Source organism: Flavobacterium tructae (genome assembly GCF_002217475.1).
Taxonomy (GTDB): domain Bacteria; phylum Bacteroidota; class Bacteroidia; order Flavobacteriales; family Flavobacteriaceae; genus Flavobacterium; species Flavobacterium tructae.
In genome coordinates this window covers 168,563-189,294 of the sequence record NZ_MUHH01000018.1, presented here as the reverse complement: position 1 = coordinate 189,294, position 20,732 = coordinate 168,563, and the positions used below count along the sequence as shown (strand labels likewise).

General features: G+C 36.6%; 7 protein-coding genes. All 7 read right to left on the bottom strand.

Features of this window, described 5'->3' with window-relative positions; translation table 11 throughout:
- Positions 1–23: 23 nt before the first annotated feature.
- Positions 24–1,400 (bottom strand): FAD-binding oxidoreductase, encoded by a 1,377-nt coding sequence (locus B0A80_RS08630; protein WP_089077023.1) that lies wholly within the window; start codon positions 1,398–1,400, stop codon positions 24–26.
- A gap of 5 nt (positions 1,401–1,405) precedes the next feature.
- A complete protein-coding gene (locus B0A80_RS08625; RefSeq protein WP_017496625.1) occupies positions 1,406–2,524 on the bottom strand; it encodes a VOC family protein in 1,119 nt (372 codons plus the stop codon).
- An 11-nt stretch (positions 2,525–2,535) separates the two neighbouring features.
- Positions 2,536–3,855: an aminotransferase-like domain-containing protein gene (locus tag B0A80_RS08620; RefSeq protein ID WP_089077022.1), complete on the bottom strand. Its 1,320-nt coding sequence runs from the start codon at positions 3,853–3,855 to the stop codon at positions 2,536–2,538.
- Positions 3,856–3,910: 55 nt separating this feature from the next.
- Positions 3,911–8,422, bottom strand: coding sequence for a non-ribosomal peptide synthetase (locus B0A80_RS08615; RefSeq protein WP_089077021.1), 4,512 nt, complete (start codon positions 8,420–8,422; stop codon positions 3,911–3,913).
- Between the two features lie 75 nt (positions 8,423–8,497).
- The gene (locus B0A80_RS08610) at positions 8,498–11,209 is read right to left on the bottom strand and encodes a beta-ketoacyl synthase N-terminal-like domain-containing protein (RefSeq protein ID WP_089077020.1); all 2,712 of its coding nucleotides are present in this window, start codon (positions 11,207–11,209) and stop codon (positions 8,498–8,500) included.
- Positions 11,210–11,235: 26 nt separating this feature from the next.
- Entirely contained in the window at positions 11,236–14,412 is a 3,177-nt protein-coding gene (locus B0A80_RS08605; protein WP_089077019.1) for a non-ribosomal peptide synthetase, read from the bottom strand.
- Between the two features lie 62 nt (positions 14,413–14,474).
- The gene (locus tag B0A80_RS08600; RefSeq protein WP_089077018.1) at positions 14,475–20,726 is read right to left on the bottom strand and encodes a non-ribosomal peptide synthetase; all 6,252 of its coding nucleotides are present in this window, start codon (positions 20,724–20,726) and stop codon (positions 14,475–14,477) included.
- Positions 20,727–20,732 lie beyond the last annotated feature (6 nt).

Sequence of the window (20,732 nt, the reverse complement as noted above, 5' to 3'; positions counted from 1 at the left end):
TTAAATGGTCCTGTGCAAAAATTTTAATTTATTATTCTGTTTTTATCGAATAGCTCCCTGATGCCATTCATTATATGGATCTGATGGTTGGTCATGGCATCTTCTAAATAGGGAAGATTAATTTTACCTACTCCGTGTTCTCCTGAAATGGTTCCGCCTAGTTCTAGTGCTTTTAGGAAAATGGCTTTCACCCAAATTGCCAGATGGTCTTCCCACTGCTTTTTGCTGCTTTGTTTGTCCTGAAAAATATTGACATGAAAATTTCCATTCCCAACATGTCCGAAAACCGTGTATTCAAAATCATATTTTTGGGCTATCCCTGCGATTGATTCATACATTTCATCAATTTTAGAGCGGGGTACAACAATGTCGATGTCTCTGAAAAACACATGATGAATAACCGCTTCTCCAATTTTAGAACGCATTTCCCATAGTGCTTTCACTTCGTTTTGGGTATCTGCTATGCTAATTTCTTCTGGTGTATAAGCACTGATAAATTCACTGATTTCAATAGCCTGCTGCATTAGTTTTTCTGAATCTGTGCCTTCAAGTTCGATCCATAAAATCCCTTCAATACGTTTAGAATTCCATTGTTTTTTATCCAGAAATTTCGAGGCCAGCTCTACTCCTTTCTGATCAATAAATTCAATACTTGAAGCGTCATATCCTTTTACAAAAAACTGCTGTACGCCTTCAAACAGCTTTTCTATTTTAGTAAAGGGAATCATGAGAAGCAGTTCTTTCACGGGAGGAACTAGTTTTAATACTACTTTAGTGATGATGCCCAGTGTTCCTTCGCTTCCGGTAAACAATTGGGTAAGATTATAACCGGTTGCATTTTTAGTTACATTTTTTCCTGTCCATATAATACTTCCATCAGGTAAAACGATCTCTAAATTGATGACATAATCTTTAGTCGTACCATATTTCAATGATTTTGGACTGCCACTCGATACTGCTATATTTCCACCTATAAAACAAGCGTTGGCACTGCTGATGTTTTGTGGAAAATTTAAACCTTCTTTTAAAACCGCATTACGCAAATCCTGAGTGATCACTCCCGACTCTGCTGTAACAATCCTGTCGATTTTATTAATCTCGATGATTTTATTCAACCGTTCCAACGAAAGTATCAGACCATTTGTATGGGATAATGCTCCTCTGCTGACTCCGGTACCACCGCCTCTCACGGTGATACTGGTCTTGGTTTCATTACAGATTTTAAGAATTTTTGATATCTCTTTTTCATCTTTAGGTAAGATTACTGCCGAGGGTATACTCTCTTCATCAGAGGTGCAGTCTCTGGAATAATTGTACAATAACTCTGCATTTGTTAATACATAGTCATGCCCCACTATTTCAATTATAGCATTTATAATATCGGTCTTGCAGCCTGTCATCCTTGTTAAATTTTATTCGAAAGTGTCAGTTCTTCTTCCATTGCTTCAAACAGAGCGTAGATATTATCTAAACCAAAGCCTTGATAATCATTTACTCTTTGTACTATTTCATAGAAAAATGTAGCTCTGTCTCCTATAGGTGTGGTAAAGATTTGAAAGAGTAGGGCTCCCTCTAAAACATCGCACAAGATCCCGTGCTTTTTTAAAGGCTCTACATCCAATTCAGGATATTTCGACGCTAATTTTTCATAGTAAGAATCCGGATATCTGGTAAATTTCACACCGGACTCTCTCAATGCTTTTACTGATTTAATAATGTTGTTTGATTCAAAAGCGATATGCTGTATTCCGGTTCCGTAGTTTTGATCGATAAACAATTGTACCTGATTTTTTACTCCATGTTCCGGTTCAACCAAAACGTTATTAATGCTTTTATTACCGGATTGAAGTACTTTCAATAACATCCCGATTTTCTTTTCGCCTTTTACTTTTCTCTCATCAAATTCAACTACGGTTTTAGAAAGGAAGATGTTGTTAAAATACTTTTCCCATAAATTGATTTCGTTGAGTCTTAAGGCACAAGCTACGTGGTCAATTTTTTGCAGACCGGTATCTTCTCCTTCAAAGTTCCATTCGCTCTGTACATTTTTATATCCCGGAAGAAAGTCTCCATTATAATTATCGTAATTGATGAGTACAATTTCATTATCGTCAAACATTTTTAAAGATGCCTGTTCTACAAAACCATTTTCATCTGAGGTTAAATGAGGATGTTCTACCGGTATTGCCCCATTTTTCATGGCTCTTTCGAAGAAGTCCTTAACATTATCAACGTTTATGGCCAGTCTCTTGATACCGTTCCCATGAAGATCTACGAAAGAAACTATTTTGTACGAACTAGGCTGTGATGCTGAGGTGATCACCAGTTTTATATCATTTTTTACGATATAATAAGAACAACGATCTAAAACACCTGTTTCCGGTCCGGCGTAAGCTATCACTTCAAAACCTAATGCTTTAACGTGCCAGAATACTACCATTTTAGCCATACCCACATAATACTCGACAAAATCGTACTCCATATTAAAAAAATCAGATACGATTATTTCATTGTTGTTTTCCATTTTTATAGTTTTTATTGGTTTTTTACTTTCGATTTTATAAACTCAGACAATCTTTGCACTCCGTTTATGATTTCTTCTTTGGTAACATTACTAAAGGCCAGCCTCAACTCATTTTCTCCTCCTTCATTCATGTAAAAAAAAGACATAGGGGTAAAAATTATTTTATTGACTTCTGCACATCTTATAACATCTTCTTTGGTCACTTTAAATGGCACTTTAAGAATTAAGAAAAAACCTCCTGCAGGTAAATTCCAACTGATATTTTCTGCCCAGTACTGTGTTTCCTTATTAAAAAAGTGACTCAGACTTTCTAAAAGCTGATCTCTTTTTTCTTTCATACCCGTCCTTTTCTCAGCATTTAAGGATTCGAGCGAAAATTTGTTTTTTAGTAATAAACCGCCAAACATGGCTTGCATGATTGATGGGGTATTTACAGTGACGTATCCTTTCGTTTTCGCCATTAAATCGCTTAGGGCAAAAATTTTATCCTGCACTTTTACTTTTTGTGTAACGACCATTAAACAAAGACGTAAAGAAGGATATATCGTTTTTGAAAGGGATCTCAAGTAGATTACAGTATCATTTTCATCCAACGATTTTAGAGTAGGCATTTTTTCGTTTTCGTAATAAAAATCACCATAGGCATTGTCTTCAAATATCACAAAATCATATAAACGTGCTAACGCCAGAAGTTTATGGCGGTTGGACAAAGACATGCTGTTTCCGGTAGGATTTTGAAAATCGGGAATTACGTAAACTACTTTTACTTTTTTACCCTTTTCCTGATGCTCCAAAATTTTATCCTCAATTGCTTTTATGGAAGATTCATTTGCAATAACCGGAATACTTTCAATTTTGTAGTCATTGATTTTAGCAAAATGTGTTATCCCAATATAAGCGGGATCTTCTACCAGAATAACATCATTTTCCCTATCGCAAAGCGTTGTTATTCCAATGGCGATGGCTTCTTGTGCTCCTACTGTGATAAGGATATCTTCCGGATTTACTTTTATAAACTCATCAATAAACAGATATTTTGCAACTTCTGTATTTATGATTCCTTTGGTTCTATTGTACTGTCCCAGATTTTCCAAAACTATATTTTCTTCAATCCCTTTTTCACGAACATTATGCTGCACAAAATAGTCCAGACATTCAGAAAATTGCCCCATATTGAAATATTTAGCGTCTGGTCTGCCTGATGCAAATGAAATTGCCTCAGGATATTGCAACTGAACTTCGTTTAGAAATCCCATCACATCTTCGCCCATAGAAAACAATAATGGGTTTACAACATCGATTGACGGTTGCGAAATTATTTTTTCAATCATTTCTGAATTTTTAAAGGGTTATTTGGTTTTAATTTTAGAAAAGTAAAAGAGTATCTTAAATATTGAATTTCTCGTATTCCACTTCGTCAACTTCCTCCGTCTGTCTGAGTAATTTTTCTACCTCAACCGAGAAAGAGGCTATAGTAAGCTGATGCAATAAGGTTAAAGAAACTGGTGGTATACCGAATCGTTTATAGATTTCATTTTTCATTTTTGCGAGTTTCAAACTGCTTCCTCCCAGGAAAAAGAAATTATCGTTTACACTTATTTCTTCCAGTTTTAATAAGTCCTTCCAAATCTCCGTTAGCTGTTTTTCCGTCTCATTTCTCGCCAATACAAAAGTGTTTTGATTGCTTATGGTATGATTATTTTTAAGAAGCTGCAATTTTTTGAGATCTGCTTTTCCGTTTACGGTTACCGGGATTTCCTTTACGGTCTTAAATTTTTCGGGAATCATATAATCCGGTAAATAGCTTTTCAGAAATGTTCTTAGTGACACATAGTCTATTTTTTCATTGCTGTGCAGATAGGCTGTCAATTCTTTTTCACCATTTTCATCTTCATTCAGGGACAATATTGCTTTTTTTACGGATTGATATTGTTCCAGAACATTTTCGATTTCTTTTAAATCAATACGATAACCTCTGATTTTTATCTGATTCTTTTTTCGTCCCATATATTTCAAAGTCCCGTCCGGCAGCCATTTGACTAAATCACCCGTTTTGTATAACAAATCGCCCATCTCAGGATCAACAGTATTGGGAACAAACGCCTCGTCTGAAAGTGCTTTATCCTTAAAATAGCCTAAAGCAAGTCCGCTTCCTGCAATGTAAAGCTCTCCGACAGCGCCTTGTGGCATTAGCATTTTTTCTTCAGACAAAACATATAATCCAGTTTTATCAATTGGTTTTCCGATGTTTACGATATCGTCTTGTTCCAAAAATTGCAAGCTGGAGATGATCGCGGTTTCAGTTGGGCCATAAAGATTCCAGATACCGGTACCGGTAAGTGCGACCAAATTATTTTTCAGTTGTTGATCCAGATCTTCTCCGGCAGCCATAACCACCAGATTTTCTGTATTTTTCCAGCCTGTGTCCAAAAGCATTTTCCATCTTGTTGGCGTCGTAAGCATGTGAGTTACGGTATTCTCTTTTAGAAAATTATTGAGATGATAAATGTCTTTTCCTTCCTTTTCGTTTGTCATTACAACCTGTCCTCCAGTAATTAAAGGCAGGAAGATTTCTAAAAGTGAAATATCAAATATCAGAGGAGTAACTGCCACAAATTTTATGGTTTGATCCAATTCTAATTGCTCAGACAATGAAACGATTACATTCTCAAGCGCATGATGACTGATCATTACTCCTTTTGGTTTTCCTGTTGAGCCCGAAGTAAAAATAACGTAAGCTAAATCACTTGAATCTATTTCTACCGCTTCGAAAATACCGTCCCTAACATTGGGAACTTCATGGATATCTACTTTTACTATTTCGGAAGAAAAAAGACTCGTGTTTTCTTTTTGAGCTACCAGTAATTCAGGATTTACTTCGTCTATAATTTGCGCAATTCTTTTAATTGGAAAACCGGAATCAATGGGTAAAAAAGCAGCTCCGGTTAACAGGATGCCCAGAATCCCCACTAATTGATCAACAGAACGGTTGATGCACAACGGGATGATCATTCCTTTTTTAGCTCCTTTTGATTGTAAGTATCGGGCCAGATTTTCTGATTTCCGGTAAAGCACTTCATAGGTCAGCGAATCAGCACCGTCCGAAACTGCAATCTTATGGGGATGCAAAAGATATTGTTCTTTAAAAAGTTTTAGTACCGAAGTCTCAATACTCTTACTGCTGTCCTCCTTTTTAGTTGCACCAATCTCTTTTCGTACAGCGTTAAAAGAATCTTTTAATTTTGTGATATAGGGTAATCCCTCCAGCACACTTGTTTTATCAATACCAAAATCGATTAAACAGGCAATCTCATTTACTCCTGCTTTTACCACTTTATTTAAAATCGGTAAACTGCTTTCTAAATTTCCGATAAGGCTGCCTTCTTTAAAATATTTGCTAACCGAAAAATCCAGCATTTCGTCAACTGACTTTTCTGTTATTTTTTGAAGTGACGGATCATTACTCTGTTCCAAAGCTTCTTTTCCATTCATTTCAAGAGATTTTAGCAAGTATTTCTTCATGGATGGTCTTGCTTTTTCCTGTGCTTTTTCTACCGTTTCATCCAGATAAGTGTGTAACATGAGTACCACTCTGTCGCCACCTTCTTTATGATTATTTTCTTTGTAAGCCTTTCTGTATACCGCAATTTTTTCTTCCAGTTCATCAAAACTAAGATTTAACAATCCTGTCAAAATTCCTGCTCCTATTTCTCCTGCTCTTTTATAGGTTTCTATATTTCCGGTACAGGCAATCCAAACAGAAACTTCTTTCTGAACGGGCTTTGGTAATATTTTAAAAGGTTTCTCTATCGAATCAATTCCTTTAAAATTTACCGAATTTCCGATCCAAAGTGAGCGAACCTCTTCTATGGTCTGAAGTAAGATATCCTTTCGGTTTTTAAAATTCTCAGGATAAAAAACAAAATCATTAGCATTCCATCCTGAAGCAAAGCAGATGCCTGCTCTTCCTCCCGAAATATTATCAACTACCGACCATTCTTCGGCTATTCTAATGGGATGATGAAGTCCTGCTACAACGCTTCCTGACCGTATGCCTATATTTTTGGTTCTTGCTGCTACGGCTGCTCCCAAAACACTTGGATTTGGAAAAGGTCCGCCAAATTCATTAAAATGTCGTTCAGGTGTCCAGACTGCACTATAACCATTAAGATCTGCATAAGCCGCTCCAATCATTAGTATTTCATACTGATTTTCTTCTGTTCCGGTATTTCCGAAATAATAGAGACCAAAATCTAACGTTTTATGGCTATCATCTATTGATTTATCAGAAAAAATAATATTAGATTGATTTCTGCTCCAGTCTGAAATTCTTTTACGTTCACCGGAATCGATACTCTCCAGAACACTTATCGCAATTTTATCGTTTGCGATGGTTTCCGTCATTAAATACTCTAAATGATCGGTCAGACGTTTTATTGTTTCCTCCTGATAGATTGCTGAGTTGTATTCGATTTCGTAAAAAAGGCTTCCATCTTTTGATTCTGCAAAATTAAACGTAAGATCATAAGCTGAATACCCTTCTTTCAGTTCTGCAAATTCAACCACTTTTAATCCTCCCGGAAGAAAATCATCTTCTAGAGAATCAGTGTCAAAATTTTGCAATACGACAAATACATCAAATAGAGTATTTCTGCCCGGATTTCTTTCTACCTGAAGCTGATTTACAATTTCTTCAAATGGATACTCTCTGTTTTCATAGGCATTGAAAGCATTGGTGTTTACAATATTAAAAAGTTCCTTAAAGGTATTCTGCGCTTCAAAACGGGTTCGCAAAGCAATTGTATCTGCGTAAAAACCTATCTGATCTTCCAATTCAGAAAAATCTCTTCCATACACGGGAAATCCTAAAATAATATCTTTCTGTTCACTAAACTTATAGAACAATAAGTTAAACAAAGTCATCAATCCTGTAAACAAGGTTCCGCCTTCGTTTCTGCAATACGTCTTAAACTCTTTTACCGATTCGGCTTTAATGGTGCGTCTTAGCATACCTACCTCAGAATTTCTAATCACCGGTCTGGTATAATCTTCAGGTAATTGCAGCAAAGGCAATTCTCCCCCCAGCTGATTGATCCAATACTCTTTTTCTTTACTTAAATTTATATCCTCAAAACGTTTGCTTTTCCATACCGCCACATCTTTATATTGTATTCTGAGTTCCGGTACTAAAGCATCCACTTGCATTACTTCGGCTTTATAGAAAAAGAATAAATCACGTATCAGAATATTGAATGATCTGCTGTCGCAAATGATATGATGAATGATACTATAAAACAACCATTTATCTTCCTCTAAACGAATTAAGTAAAATTTCAATAAAGGACCGGTCTGCAGGTCAAAAGGTATTGCCCTTTCCTCTTTAATGAACTTGCTTAATCTTTCTTCGGAGATATCCTGACCTCTAAAATCGATGTGACTGATCTTAAAATTTAGTTCTTCAGGACTTTTGATCCACTGGCATATTTCACCGCTTTCATTTTCAGCAAAAACAGTTCGAAGGCTTTCGTGTCTGGAAATCAATTTCTGGCTGGCTTTTTCAAGCGCTGTAATGTCTAATTCTCCTTCAAACTGAAAGCTTTTTGACATGTTGTAAGCAAAATTATCGCCCCAATTATGGCTCACAATCCATGATCTTGTCTGAGAAGGTGTGAGCGGATAGTACATCAGATCTGCGGGTGCCAATGGTATGCTTGCTACAATCCCGGTTTCCTGCTGCTGTTTTAAAAATTCTACGATTTCAGATTTTCGCACTTTTATCTCCTCCATAACGGCCTCTGAAATTTCTTCACTTGTATAAGAAATTTTAAGATTATCTTCAGATAACTGAATAGTAATATTTTCTTCCGTTAAATAATTCAAAAACTGTAGTGTATCCATAATCAATTCGATTTAAGTAAGTAGAGTAAATTGTCCTAAGAATATTTTACGATTCTATGATTCATAATAGTGGGGCTAAATGGTAATTGTTTTTACTTGTTGGTATGCTTTGTTCTTAATTTCCTCAACGGTTTCGATTACCTCTCTTACGGAACTATGCTCCATAAAATCCATCAGAGACAACTCGACCTGCAATTCATTTTTAATTTTATTGAGGATTAACATTCCTTTCAGGGAATCACAGCCTATTTCGAAAAGGTCTTTATCCAAATCGAATTTTTTCTCTCCAAGAAATTCAACAAACACAGACTGAATAATTTCTGAAGTAGTTTCCTTTTTTTTCTGCAAAACATTCACCTTCTCTCCAACCTCGATTTTTTCCTCTTTTTTAGCCAAAAAATTAAAATTTTCGGGGATAAGATTGACCACATGCGGATATTCGCTTTTATCGAATTCATAAACCGGCAGGGTGGTTTTTGCGGGGTGATTGTCATCATACGTTTCTTCCCAATCGATATTTTCTCCCGCGAGCCATAATTTTCTTAAAGTATTTTTTAGGATATCATCTGCATGAATTGCTTTATCCGTTTGCGATAAGGAAATAGTGACATGACTATTTTCCTCAAAATTTTCAGCCAAAATGGTATTTAAAAACTGTGTCAGACTTGTGCTGTCGCCCATTTCCAAAAGCACAGCTGAATTGTTTTGTACAATATCACTGAAGGATTTCGATGCGTTAATTTTCAGACTTCTGCCATTCACCCAATATTTTTGAGGAGTTAAAATTCCTTCATTTATAGTGATGTCTTTGGCTGCTTGTACAAAAGGAATCTGAGCAGGTTGTATGCTTAATTCCTTTTCATCGTACAGCATCATCCCGAGTACTTCGTTTAACTGTAATATTCCGGAAACACAGGCTGCAGTATATTCTCCTATTCCAACACCTGAAGTAAAATTGATCCGTATTCCATATTCTTTCAGCAAATTGGCTAAAGTATAACCGGATAGTACCGTAAACACTTTGGTGAGTACCTTGTCTTTTGATTTACCACTAACCGCTGTTTCATTCATCCATTTTTTCAGGTCATAATTGCCTAGCTCCACTGTTGCAATACTTTGGTCTATTTTATTTCTAAAGCCTGCATTTTCTTTGTAGAGATTACTGTAGAATTGGATATCTGTATGGTTTGTATGAGGAAAAAATAAGAGTACCGTTTTTTTCTTTTCATCAACCTTCCCTATATTTTCTTCATTGCTTAAAATATCGGTATACAAGAATAACTCTTCTTTGTTCGTACAGCTTATTGCGGCTCTGTAATCAAAATGTCTTTTTCCGGTCTGAAGGGTGTAAGCAACTTCGTCCAAAGCAATGTCGCTTTCATTTTTTAGAAACTCCTTAAATTTTAAAAGGTAATTTTGAAGTGAACTCTTTGATTTGGCCGAAAAAAGGAAAAGATTGGATCTTTCTTTTGTCGCATTTTTATCTTTTCCCGGGGCTTCTTCTAAAACCAGATGCACGTTTGTTCCTCCTATTCCAAAAGAACTTACTCCGGCTCTACGAGGCTTATTATTGACCGATTCCCATTTGTGAAGCTCTTTTTGGACATAAAAAGGGCCTTCGCTAAAATTGATTTTCGGATTTGGGTCGCTGTAATTTATCGTTCCCGGTATCTGACGGTATTTTAAACTAAGTGCTGCTTTTATTAAGCCTACAACTCCTGCTGCCGTATCGGTATGCCCAATATTGTTTTTTACTGAACCCAGTAAACAGTTGTGTTCTTTATTATTTTCAAAAGCCATGTTAAGTGCTTCTACTTCAATCGGGTCTCCTAAGGTTGTACCCGTTCCGTGTGCTTCTACATAGCTCACGCTATCAGGTGCTATTCCGGCCATTTTATGCGCTAATCTTATACATTCCATTTCTCCTTCAATACTTGGGGCTGTATATCCTACTTTTCTGTTCCCGTCATTATTGGCCGCACTTCCTTTAATTACGGCATAAATATGATCTTTGTCTTCGAGGGCTTCTTCCAGTCGTTTAAGTATTACAATTCCAACGCCTTCACTGCCAATGGTTCCTGTTGCTTTTTCATCAAATGCTCTGCAATGTCCGTCTTTTGAATAAATAGATCCTTCTTTGTATTCGTAACCGAATCTGGGCTCCAGCATTAAAGAAATACCTCCGGCCAAAGCTACTTTCGCTTCTCCAAATAAGAGCCCGCGGCAAGCCAGATGAACGGCTGAAAGTGAAGTCGAACAAGCCGTATTGATTGAAAATGAAGGGCCAGTCAGATTTAATTTATACGACGTTAAAGTGGGCAAATGATCTTTGTTGGTTATAAAATCAAGCGTAAGAGGATCTAATTTACTGCCGTCGCTATTTAGGGCAACATGTGCTTTCCAAGGCAAATCACCTCCACTGCCCGCATAAATACTGATTGCTGATTCTGACAGGCATCCGGCATCTTCCAGAGCTTCCCAGGCCGATTGTAAAAACATACGATGTACCGGACTCATAAGTGCTGCCTCATAAGGTGTAAATCCGAAAAAGGCAGCATCAAAACTTCCTTTATTCCCTAATTCTGCTATGACCGGAATGTGGCTATTTTTGCTGGTTTCATTTTTAACAAAGCCTCTTTTAAGAAGTTCTTCTTCTGATAAGGTATAAACGGACTCTTCTCCTTTTGAAATATTGTTCCAAAACGTTCTCCAGTCATTTGCTCCCGGCACGTGACAGGACATTCCTATTATCGCAATTTCTAAACCTGTATTATCGTTTGTTGCCATTTGATTTTACTTTATTGAGATACTTCTTAATTTGTTTGCTGCTTCTTTTTTAAAATTGACAGGGTCTGATTGGCGATGTCAACCGATTTGGAATTTTTTTCGTCTACTAGCTCAAGACCTGGCTCTACATCTTGCGTAATATGATGGGTAAGTGCCTCAATGTTGCTAAACTTAAATGCATTGAGTACTTTTAAATTTATATCCAATTCTTTGTTGATGAGCCGTACCATTTTCATAAGGGAAATAGAATTACCTCCTATTTCGAAAAAGTTGTCCTGTATGCCAATATTTTCATTACACAGGATCGCTTTCCAGATGTTTAGTATTTTGGCTTCCAACTCGGTTTTAGGCAAAGTATACTGTTCGCTTTTGCTGGTTTGCTGCCCTAAAGTCAATAAGGCTTTCACATTTGTTTTTCCATTGATCAAAACGGGAAAGGTTTCCACCCAAATTATCTTTGAAGGAATCATATACGACGGCAATTTTTGCTGCAGCTGTTTTTTTAATGACTTTTCGTCCAGTTCTTCGGCTCCGGTATAAAAAGCAACGATTCTTTTCTGATCTACTTTTTGGTTGTCCACTAAAACTATGGCCTTTTTGATGGTTTCCTGTTCCTGAAGTGCCGTTTCAATTTCACCAAGTTCGATGCGATACCCGTTTAATTTAATCTGACTGTCTTTTCGGCCAATGAATTCAATTACTCCATTAAAATGCCAGCGGGCTAAATCGCCTGTTTTATAGAGTTTCTTTCTGGAAAAAAAATCAGTCATAAAAACCTCTCTTCCAATGCCTCCATCATTTACATATCCGTTTGCAACTTGCTCCCCGGCAATACAAATTTCTCCCGGAACTCCTATTGGCACCAGATTATTTGCGGTATCCAGCAGGTATATTTTCGAACCTTTGTTAGGTATCCCTATGAGTTGCGGATTGTAACTTTTTTGTTTCTGCAAATAAGTTTGTCCTGCTATAAAAATGGTTCCCTCGGTAGGTCCGTACAGTACATGAAGAGAAGCATTAGGGAATATCTTTGACAAATCTTCCAAGGTTTCGTTTGAAGAAACTTCTCCTCCCATAAATATTTTTGTGACCTGTGAGAAACGATCTGCCACGTCAAAATCAATACTATAATCCAATAACTGTCTCATTAAAACCGGTACGGCGTGGAAGCCATTGACCTTTTCAATTTCTTTGCTCAAAAGCGCAAGATCTTGTATGGTCTCAGAATTTAATATCGTGATGGTTCCCCCTATCGTTAAAGGATAAAAAACTTCGAAGAAAAAAATATCAAAAGAATTTGAAGCTAAAACCGGAAAATGTGTCTTACTGTCTGTTCCGAATTTTTTTCTGCAATTGGTCAAAAGCACACTGAAATTGCGATGTGTTACCATCACTCCCTTGGGCTTTCCTGTAGACCCCGAGGTATAGATCGCATAAGCAATTTGAGAAAGTTCTATTTCTCTGTTTATCGCAGTGTCATTCTGAGTAGAGTTTTCAAATTCTTTGATCGTATCTTCATTGACTACTACTACACATTGACTGCTTTCTGTTATGATTTTTTTTCTTTCTTCCGGAAAATGAATGTCAATTGGAACATAAACGGCACCCAATTTAAAAATGGCCAAAATCGTTACGATTAACATCTCTGATCTTTCTAATGCGACTGCAACAAAATCGTGCTCTTTTATATCATAATTCTGAATGAGAAAATGTGCCAGTTTATTACTTTTTTCATCTAATTCCTGATAACTAAGAGATTCTTCCTTATACTTTACAGCCGTTTTATTTGGATTTTTTAAGACTTGTTTAGAAAAACAACCAATGATCGTATGGTTTGCTGTAATATCAAAAGTCTCTCTGTTGAAATCAAAAAATAATTTGTTTCTTTCTTCTCCCGCAACTAAATCAATCTCAGAAAATAAACTGTCGGGATTTTCCAGAACCTGAAGGTAGAGGTACTCAAAACATTTTTTTAAGTTTTCTATAAATTCCGAACTGTATTTTTGAGCATTATAGGTAAACCTTAACACGGTATTAATCCCCGGAACTATGGCCAGTGAAAAATTATAATTTGTTTTTTCAAAGGCTTCTACCGCCACTACTTCTAAAGTGTCCTGAGCCGAATTAATCAACTCATCTTCTGCATATTCCTGTGAAGGATAATTTTCATAAACCACCAAAGTATCAAACAACTGCTGTCCGAGATTACTATTGGATTGTATTTCTGCCAATTGAATATAATGATTTGGAATACTTCTTATGGCTTCTTTTTGGGTATCAATCAGGATATTCTTTATCGTTTCTTCTGCATTAAATTTTATCCTTACGGGAATCGTATTAATAAAGAGCCCCAACATTTCCTCTATTCGATCTACTTCTGAAGGTCTGCCTGACACTACACTCCCAAAAACAACATCATCGGTATCATTGTATTTGGCAAGCAGTATTCCCCAAATGGTTTGAAAAAAGATATTTTCGGTAATTCCTAATTCCCGGCAGAGTGCTGTAACAGTCCCTTTATTTTTTTCGGATAGCGTATGAAGTACTTTAACTTCCGTTTCCTGACGATTTTGATTGTCGGGGTTAAAAAATGGTATTCCGGTATTAGTTTCAAATCCGGAAAGATATTCCTCCCAATAAGCCGCTATACTTTTTTTATCGAGTTCCATCAGCCACTTGCTGTAGGCTGAATAACTTGGCGGTGCGGATAGCTTAATCTCCTGACCTGCCAATAAACATTTGTAGGCGTAAAAAAAATCTTTTATTAAGAGTTCGATACTCCAGCCATCTAAAATAATGTGATGGTAACTCCAGATAAACTCAAATACATTTTCCTGCAGCTTAATAACAGTTAATCTTATTTGTGAGCCTTTATAAAGATTAAATCCTTTATCTCTGTCTGATTTTTTAAAATTCTCTAAAGAAAAGTTTTCATTGGCGCTCTCGTCCCGGTAATAAAAACCGGAAGGAACACTGTCCAATACCACTTGCAAAATATCATTTACGGTAGTGTTGTTAAAACAGGTTCTTAATGTATCGTGTCTTGACACCAAAAAATCAAATGTTTTCTGTAATAACTCAACCTCAACTTTCCCATAGATGTGGTAACAGGATTGTTCAAAATATTCATTTTCTGATATTTGCCAGCGAAAAAAAATTCCTTCCTGTAGAGGATTCAGTGCATATATTTCTTTTATTTTCATAGATTAAATACGGTTCGATTTTAAGGGGGCTTTAGGTTTTATTGTTTTTGTTTTTTATTGCATCAGATGGTGATGTTTTCGCTTTCGACATCTTCCAGTTCTTCGTTATTGGCCCAAATGACATTGTCAATTTCGTTCGCCAGACTCTCTATGGTTGGATTGTTGAACAAATCAGATATGGTAAGTTTCACCTCTAACTGATTGTTGATAAGGTGGAACATTTTTACAGCTTTTAAACTGTGTCCGCCCAGATCAAAGAAGTTATCTGCGAGTCCTATTTTTTCTATTTCTAAAACAGCTTCCCATATTTTTGCCAGTGTTTTTTCAGTAGGTGTCACGGGTTCCGTATAGGCTGCACGTTCTGTTTCCAGCTCGGTAATTTCAGGAAGTTTAGCTCTGTCCACTTTTCCGTTGATGTTTAACGGAAACTCTCGTAAAAAGACAAAATGATTTGGGATCATGTATTTTGGCAATTGGGTTCTGAGCCAGTTTTTTAAAGTGTTACTTTCAAGATCTTCATCGGTAACCAAATAGGCAATTAATTTTTTTTCTGCTGCTGTACCGTCTGTTATGACCACCAATGATGAAAATATTAATTTGTGGGTACATAAGGTATTTTCAATTTCTCCGAGTTCGATTCGGTAACCTCGTAATTTTACCTGATTATCTTTTCTTCCCACAAACTCAATTGTATCGTTATGGGTCCACCTGCCTAAATCACCCGTTTTGTAGAGTCTTTCCTCTGTTTTATAAGGGTTTGTTATAAACTTTGAATGGGTCAGTTCGGCATTGTTCAGATAACCTCTTGCCAGACCGTCACCTCCTACACAGATTTCACCAATGACTCCTTTAGGTACCAGCTGATGGTTTTTATCCATAATATAAACGGTACTATTACTTATCGGAACACCTATCGAAACGGATGTTTTTATTGGTAAGTCAATGGTATGGGTTATCGAAAATGTTGTGTTTTCGGTAGGCCCATATCCATTGACGACTACTAATTCAGGATAAGTACTTTTCAGTTTCGTAATATGATGTGGAGATAAAACATCTCCTCCGCATAGTATTGTTTTTAAGTTTTTGAATAAGATTAGGTTTTCGTCTACTAACTGATGCAACCAGCCTGCGGTAAACCACATCATAGTGACTTTTTCGTTTGCAACAACCTCGTTCATCCCTCTTACAGACAGTAGCGTATTCTCGTCGCAAATGACCAGAGTTCCTCCGTTTAAAAGCATTCCCCAATACTCGAAAGTACTGGCATCAAACGAAAAAGCTCCTGTAGCCAGTAATACTTCTTCTCCGGTAAGGTGTATGAAATTGTTATTTTTAACTAGCCTGACAACGCTTTGCTGTTCTATTAAAACGCCTTTTGGCTCTCCGGTAGAACCGGAGGTGTACATGACATAGGCCAGATCGTTTGCTTTCGCATAAATACTTTCAAACTTAGACGAATAATTAGCCTGTGATTGTACAAAATCTTCGATTAGATCCACCGCAATCAGGCATTCGGCATTCGCATCTTTAATGATGTAACTGATTCGTTCCTGCGGATAATCGGCCGAAATGGGTACGTAAGCACAACCCGATTTTAACAAGGCTAAAATGCTTATGATCTGCCATTCATTTTTTGGCAAATAAATAGCTGCCAATTCTCCTGTTACTTTGTAATTTTCTTCTAAATAATTGGCCAGCTGATTGGCAACATTATTGAGTTCGTGATAGGTGTACTTTTGTTTTTTGTATACCAGAGCTGTTTTTTCGGGTGTCAGAGCGACCTGCTTTTCAAACAATTCGATAATCGATGAATCTTTCGGATACTCGGTTTGATGACCGTTTAATTCTTCCAGTAAATGTTTTTTCTCTGCTGCTGTCAGACAATCGATCGCACTTATTTTTTGGTCTCCGTTTTGGGTAACCTGTACTAATATCTGCTCTAAATGGTTAAGCAATGCCGTGATTTTTTCTGAAGAGAATATATCAGTGTTGTATTCTAATGTTAGGGTAAGTGTCGAATCGGTCACTAAAAAATCGAAAGTCAAATCAAATTTGGCAGAGATTCCATTTCCTACAGCATCAATAATTGCATCATATGACTCTAAATCTGATGTCTGATTGTTTTCTTCTCTGGCGGTAACGATGATATCAAACAATGGATTTCTGCCGGCATCGTATTTAATGTCTAAAAGTTTAATTAACTCATCAAGCGGAAATTTTTGATGTTCTTTGGCTTTAATTACATTCTCTTTTACTTGTTTTAAAGTTGCTGTAAACGAAGCGCTTTCATTTAAATGGGTTCGCAACGGAATGGTATTGGCATAAAAACCAATCTGATCAAACAATTCCGGATAGTCGCGATTTACAATTGGACTTCCTGTAATGATATCCTGATCTCCGGTATTTTTATAGATTAAAATATTGGTTACGGCTAAAAAGACCATGAAACGCGAAACTTCTTCGTTCTCGCATAAGCTGTTTAGGCCTTTCAAAATACTGCCTTCCAGAACTTTTGATCGTACTGCGCCGTTATGTGTTTTGATGTTGGGTCTTTTTTGATCTCCCAATTCACTTACTATTGGCAGATTGCCTTCAAATTGTTTCAGCCAGTACTTTTTATCTGCTTCAATTGCTTCACTTTTAATAGTACTTTGCTCCCAGGCTGCATAATCCTTGAACTGTATGGCTAAAGGCGGTAAAGTAATTGCGCTGTTTTTGCTGTACTTTTCATATAAGGCGTACAGTTCTTTTACAAAAACATCGGTTGACCATCCGTCAAAAATGATATGATGAAAAAGAATACTAATGATCCATTTATCTTCTTTAACGCTTATCAATGCAGCTTTCATCAAAGGAGGCGTTTCTAAATTAAAAGAGACATCAGCTGTTTCGATAAGCGCTTTTTGTAAATCCTTTTCTAAGGTTTCGCTGTTACGCAAATCCAAATATTGAATTTTTAAAGGTTCGGTTTTTTCGATCGGGATGATGGTTTGTCCCGGTTCACCATTTTCATTGGTAACAAAAGCGGTTCTTAAGATTTCATGTCGCTCTATTAAATCGTATACTGCTCTGGTAAAAAATTCCAGGTTTACAGCTTCATTTTTAATATCTATTATTCTAATATTGTAAGCTTTATTTACCTGAGCGTCTATAGAACATATATTATACATTCGATACTGAGAAGAGGACAAAGGATAACTTGGTGCTATTGCTGCCTGTGGAATTGTTAGGGTGTAGCGGTTTAAAGAACGATCAATATAGGCAGCCTGTTCTTCTATAGTAGGATGTATATATATTTCTTTTATGTTGAGGTGCATGCCGAAATTCACAAAAATCTGATTGGACAGCTTGATCATTTTTAAACTATGTCCGCCTAAATGGAAGAAGTTGTCCTGAATTCCAACCGCTTTTCGGTCCAGAATGCGCTGCCATATTTCGGTTAGTTTTATTTCGGTCTCCGTTACAGGCTTAACGTAATCTGCTTTCCTTACGGCATTGGTATCCAAAGGATTTGGTAGTTTTTTAGCATCTACTTTTCCATTTACCGTTAACGGAATCTCCTCTAGTTGTACGTAATAATCGGGAATCATAAAAGAAGGCAATATTCCTTTCAGAAAATGTACCAGCTCTTGTGCATCCATTTGTTTTGTGGCCTTTAAATAGACTACAATTTCTTTCTCGCCGCCTGAGACTGTAATTGTTTTGGCAATGGTAAAATCTACATATTCATTTGACAATAGAGCATTTTCTATTTCCTCTAATTCAATTCTGTATCCTCTTACTTTAACCTGATTGTCTTTACGTCCGACAAATTCTATTTTGCCGTTTGGAAGTCTTTTGACCATATCGCCTGTTCTGTAGAGCTTTTCATCGGTCTTAAAAGGGTTTACGACAAATTTTTCGGCTGTTATTTCTTCTTGGTTCAGATAGCCTCTTGTTACCTGATTTCCGGAAATACACAATTCTCCTATACTGTAAATCGGACATAGTTTTAAATGTTCATCCAGTACATAAGTTGCATTATAGGCGTTACTTTGCCCTATTACTGCATTTGGAAATTGTTTAACGTTAGGCAAATAACTTTCAGAGGTGATAAAAATAGATCCTTCGGTTGGACCGTACAGTACGTTTATGACTGCATTGGTAAATACTTCTCTTATTTCTTCGAGAATCCCGACAGGTACTTTATCTCCTCCTATAAAAATCGATTCTATATGGGGATAGGATTGCTGGGTATTGCTCGTTTTTATATGATCAATAACCGCTCGCATCAGCGTTGGTACGGCATGAAAACTATTGGTTTGTCTGAGAATTTTTGAAAGATCCTCCATGTCTTTTATTTCATCATTGGATACCATCACTACTTTTCCTCCTGCCAACAGGGGATGAAACAATTCAAAAAGAAAAATATCAAACGAATTGGAGGCCAGCAAAGGCAGTACGGGCTTTTGAGAAATGACAAAACTGTTTTTTGTATTGACCAGCAAAGCACAAATGTTTCTATGCTCGACAAGCACTCCTTTCGGTTTTCCCGTCGACCCTGAAGTATAAATAAGATAGGCTAAATCGGATGGTGAAATTTTGACCTTTGAGATCGTCGTATTTGCTTTAGGATGTACTTTGAAACGATTGATAAAATCCTCATCAATAATAATCGAACTGTTACTATCTTCCAATATATAATCTACTCTGTCCTGTGGTAAATTAATATGCAGCGGAACGTATACTGCACCGGCTTTTAAGATTCCCAACAGCGCAATAACCAGCCAGTCATTTCGATCCAGCTGCATGGCAATAAAATCTCCGGGCTGTACTTTATATTCTGAAATAAGAAAGTCTGCAAACTGATCTGCAATTCCATTTAACCCGGTAAAGCTGTACTGCTCTTCCCCATAAACTAATGCAATCTGATCCCGATTCTCCTGCACTACATTTTCAAATAACTCCACCAAATTGTATTCTGCAGAAGCTTCTTTCAGCATGTCATGACCGGACAAAGACAACACGGCTTCTTTTTCTGATTCTTGCAAAAGTTCTATTTCAGAAACCGGAATATCAAAGTTTTCTGCTATAGTATTTACGACTTGTTCAAAATGATTTTTAAGCGCTGTAATATCACTTTCATCATATTTTTTGTCGTTAAAAGTAAAACGGATACTGATGTCTTTTCCTGGTACAATTGCCAGTGAAAAATCATAGTTTTCTCCCTCATAAGATGCCGCTTCTAACAATTTTATATTTGTTTTTTCACTTTCGGCTATCACTTCGGCAGTCCCATAATTTTCAAAAACAATGATATGATCAAACAACGACTGACCGTTGTTTACGCTACGCTGTATGTCACTAATGGCCTGATAATGATAAGGCAAACTTTGTATGGCCTGCTCTTGTGTCTGCAATAAGATTTGCTTTACGGTAGTCTTATCGTCAAAGGAAATCCTTACCGGAATGGTATTGATAAAAAGTCCGATAATATTGGCAACATCATGAATTTCTGCAGGTCTTCCTGATACTACTCCACCAAAAACCACATCATTTGTATTGTTGTATTTGGCTAATAAAATTCCCCAAATCGTCTGAAAAAAGACATTTTCAGTACTACTATTCTCCTGACACAAAACAGCCAGTTTTTCTCTTAAACCTCCGCTAATGGTATAAAAAATTTCTCCCGGACTAAAGGTTTCTGTATGCTGTTTTGGAAAAGGTAACGTACTTAAGCCCTGAAAATCTTCCAGATAATGATTCCAGTATTGCAAAGATTTTTCTTTGTCATTTTTCATCAACCATTTCACATAGTCTGAATAGGAAGTTGCTTTAGGCAAAATGTTTCTTTTCCCTTGAAGCAAACCTTCATAAAGCGTAAAAAATTCACCAATCAAAATACCAATACACCAGCCGTCCATGATAATGTGATGATGGCTCCAAATTAATTCATACTGGTTTTCACTCGTTTTTACAACGGTAAGACGCATCTGTGAACCTACAGTCAGATCAAAGCTTTTTGCAATATCCTGCTCTTTTACTGAGGCTATGGTCTCGCTTGTATTTCCGGTAATGTCCAGAAAAGTAAAGTTGGAAGGCACTTCGTTTTGAACAATCTGCAAAAGATCTTCACCTACATTATCCCGAAAACAAGTTCTGAGCACATCATGTCTTGCAATCAGCTGATCGTAACTTTCTTTAAGATAATTGAGATCCAATTCAGCTTGTATTTTATAAGATGACTGCTCAAAATACATGGATTTAGAAAGTTTCCAATGGAAATAAATTCCTTCCTGCAATGGTGTTAACGGGTATATATCTTTAATTTTCATAGCTTT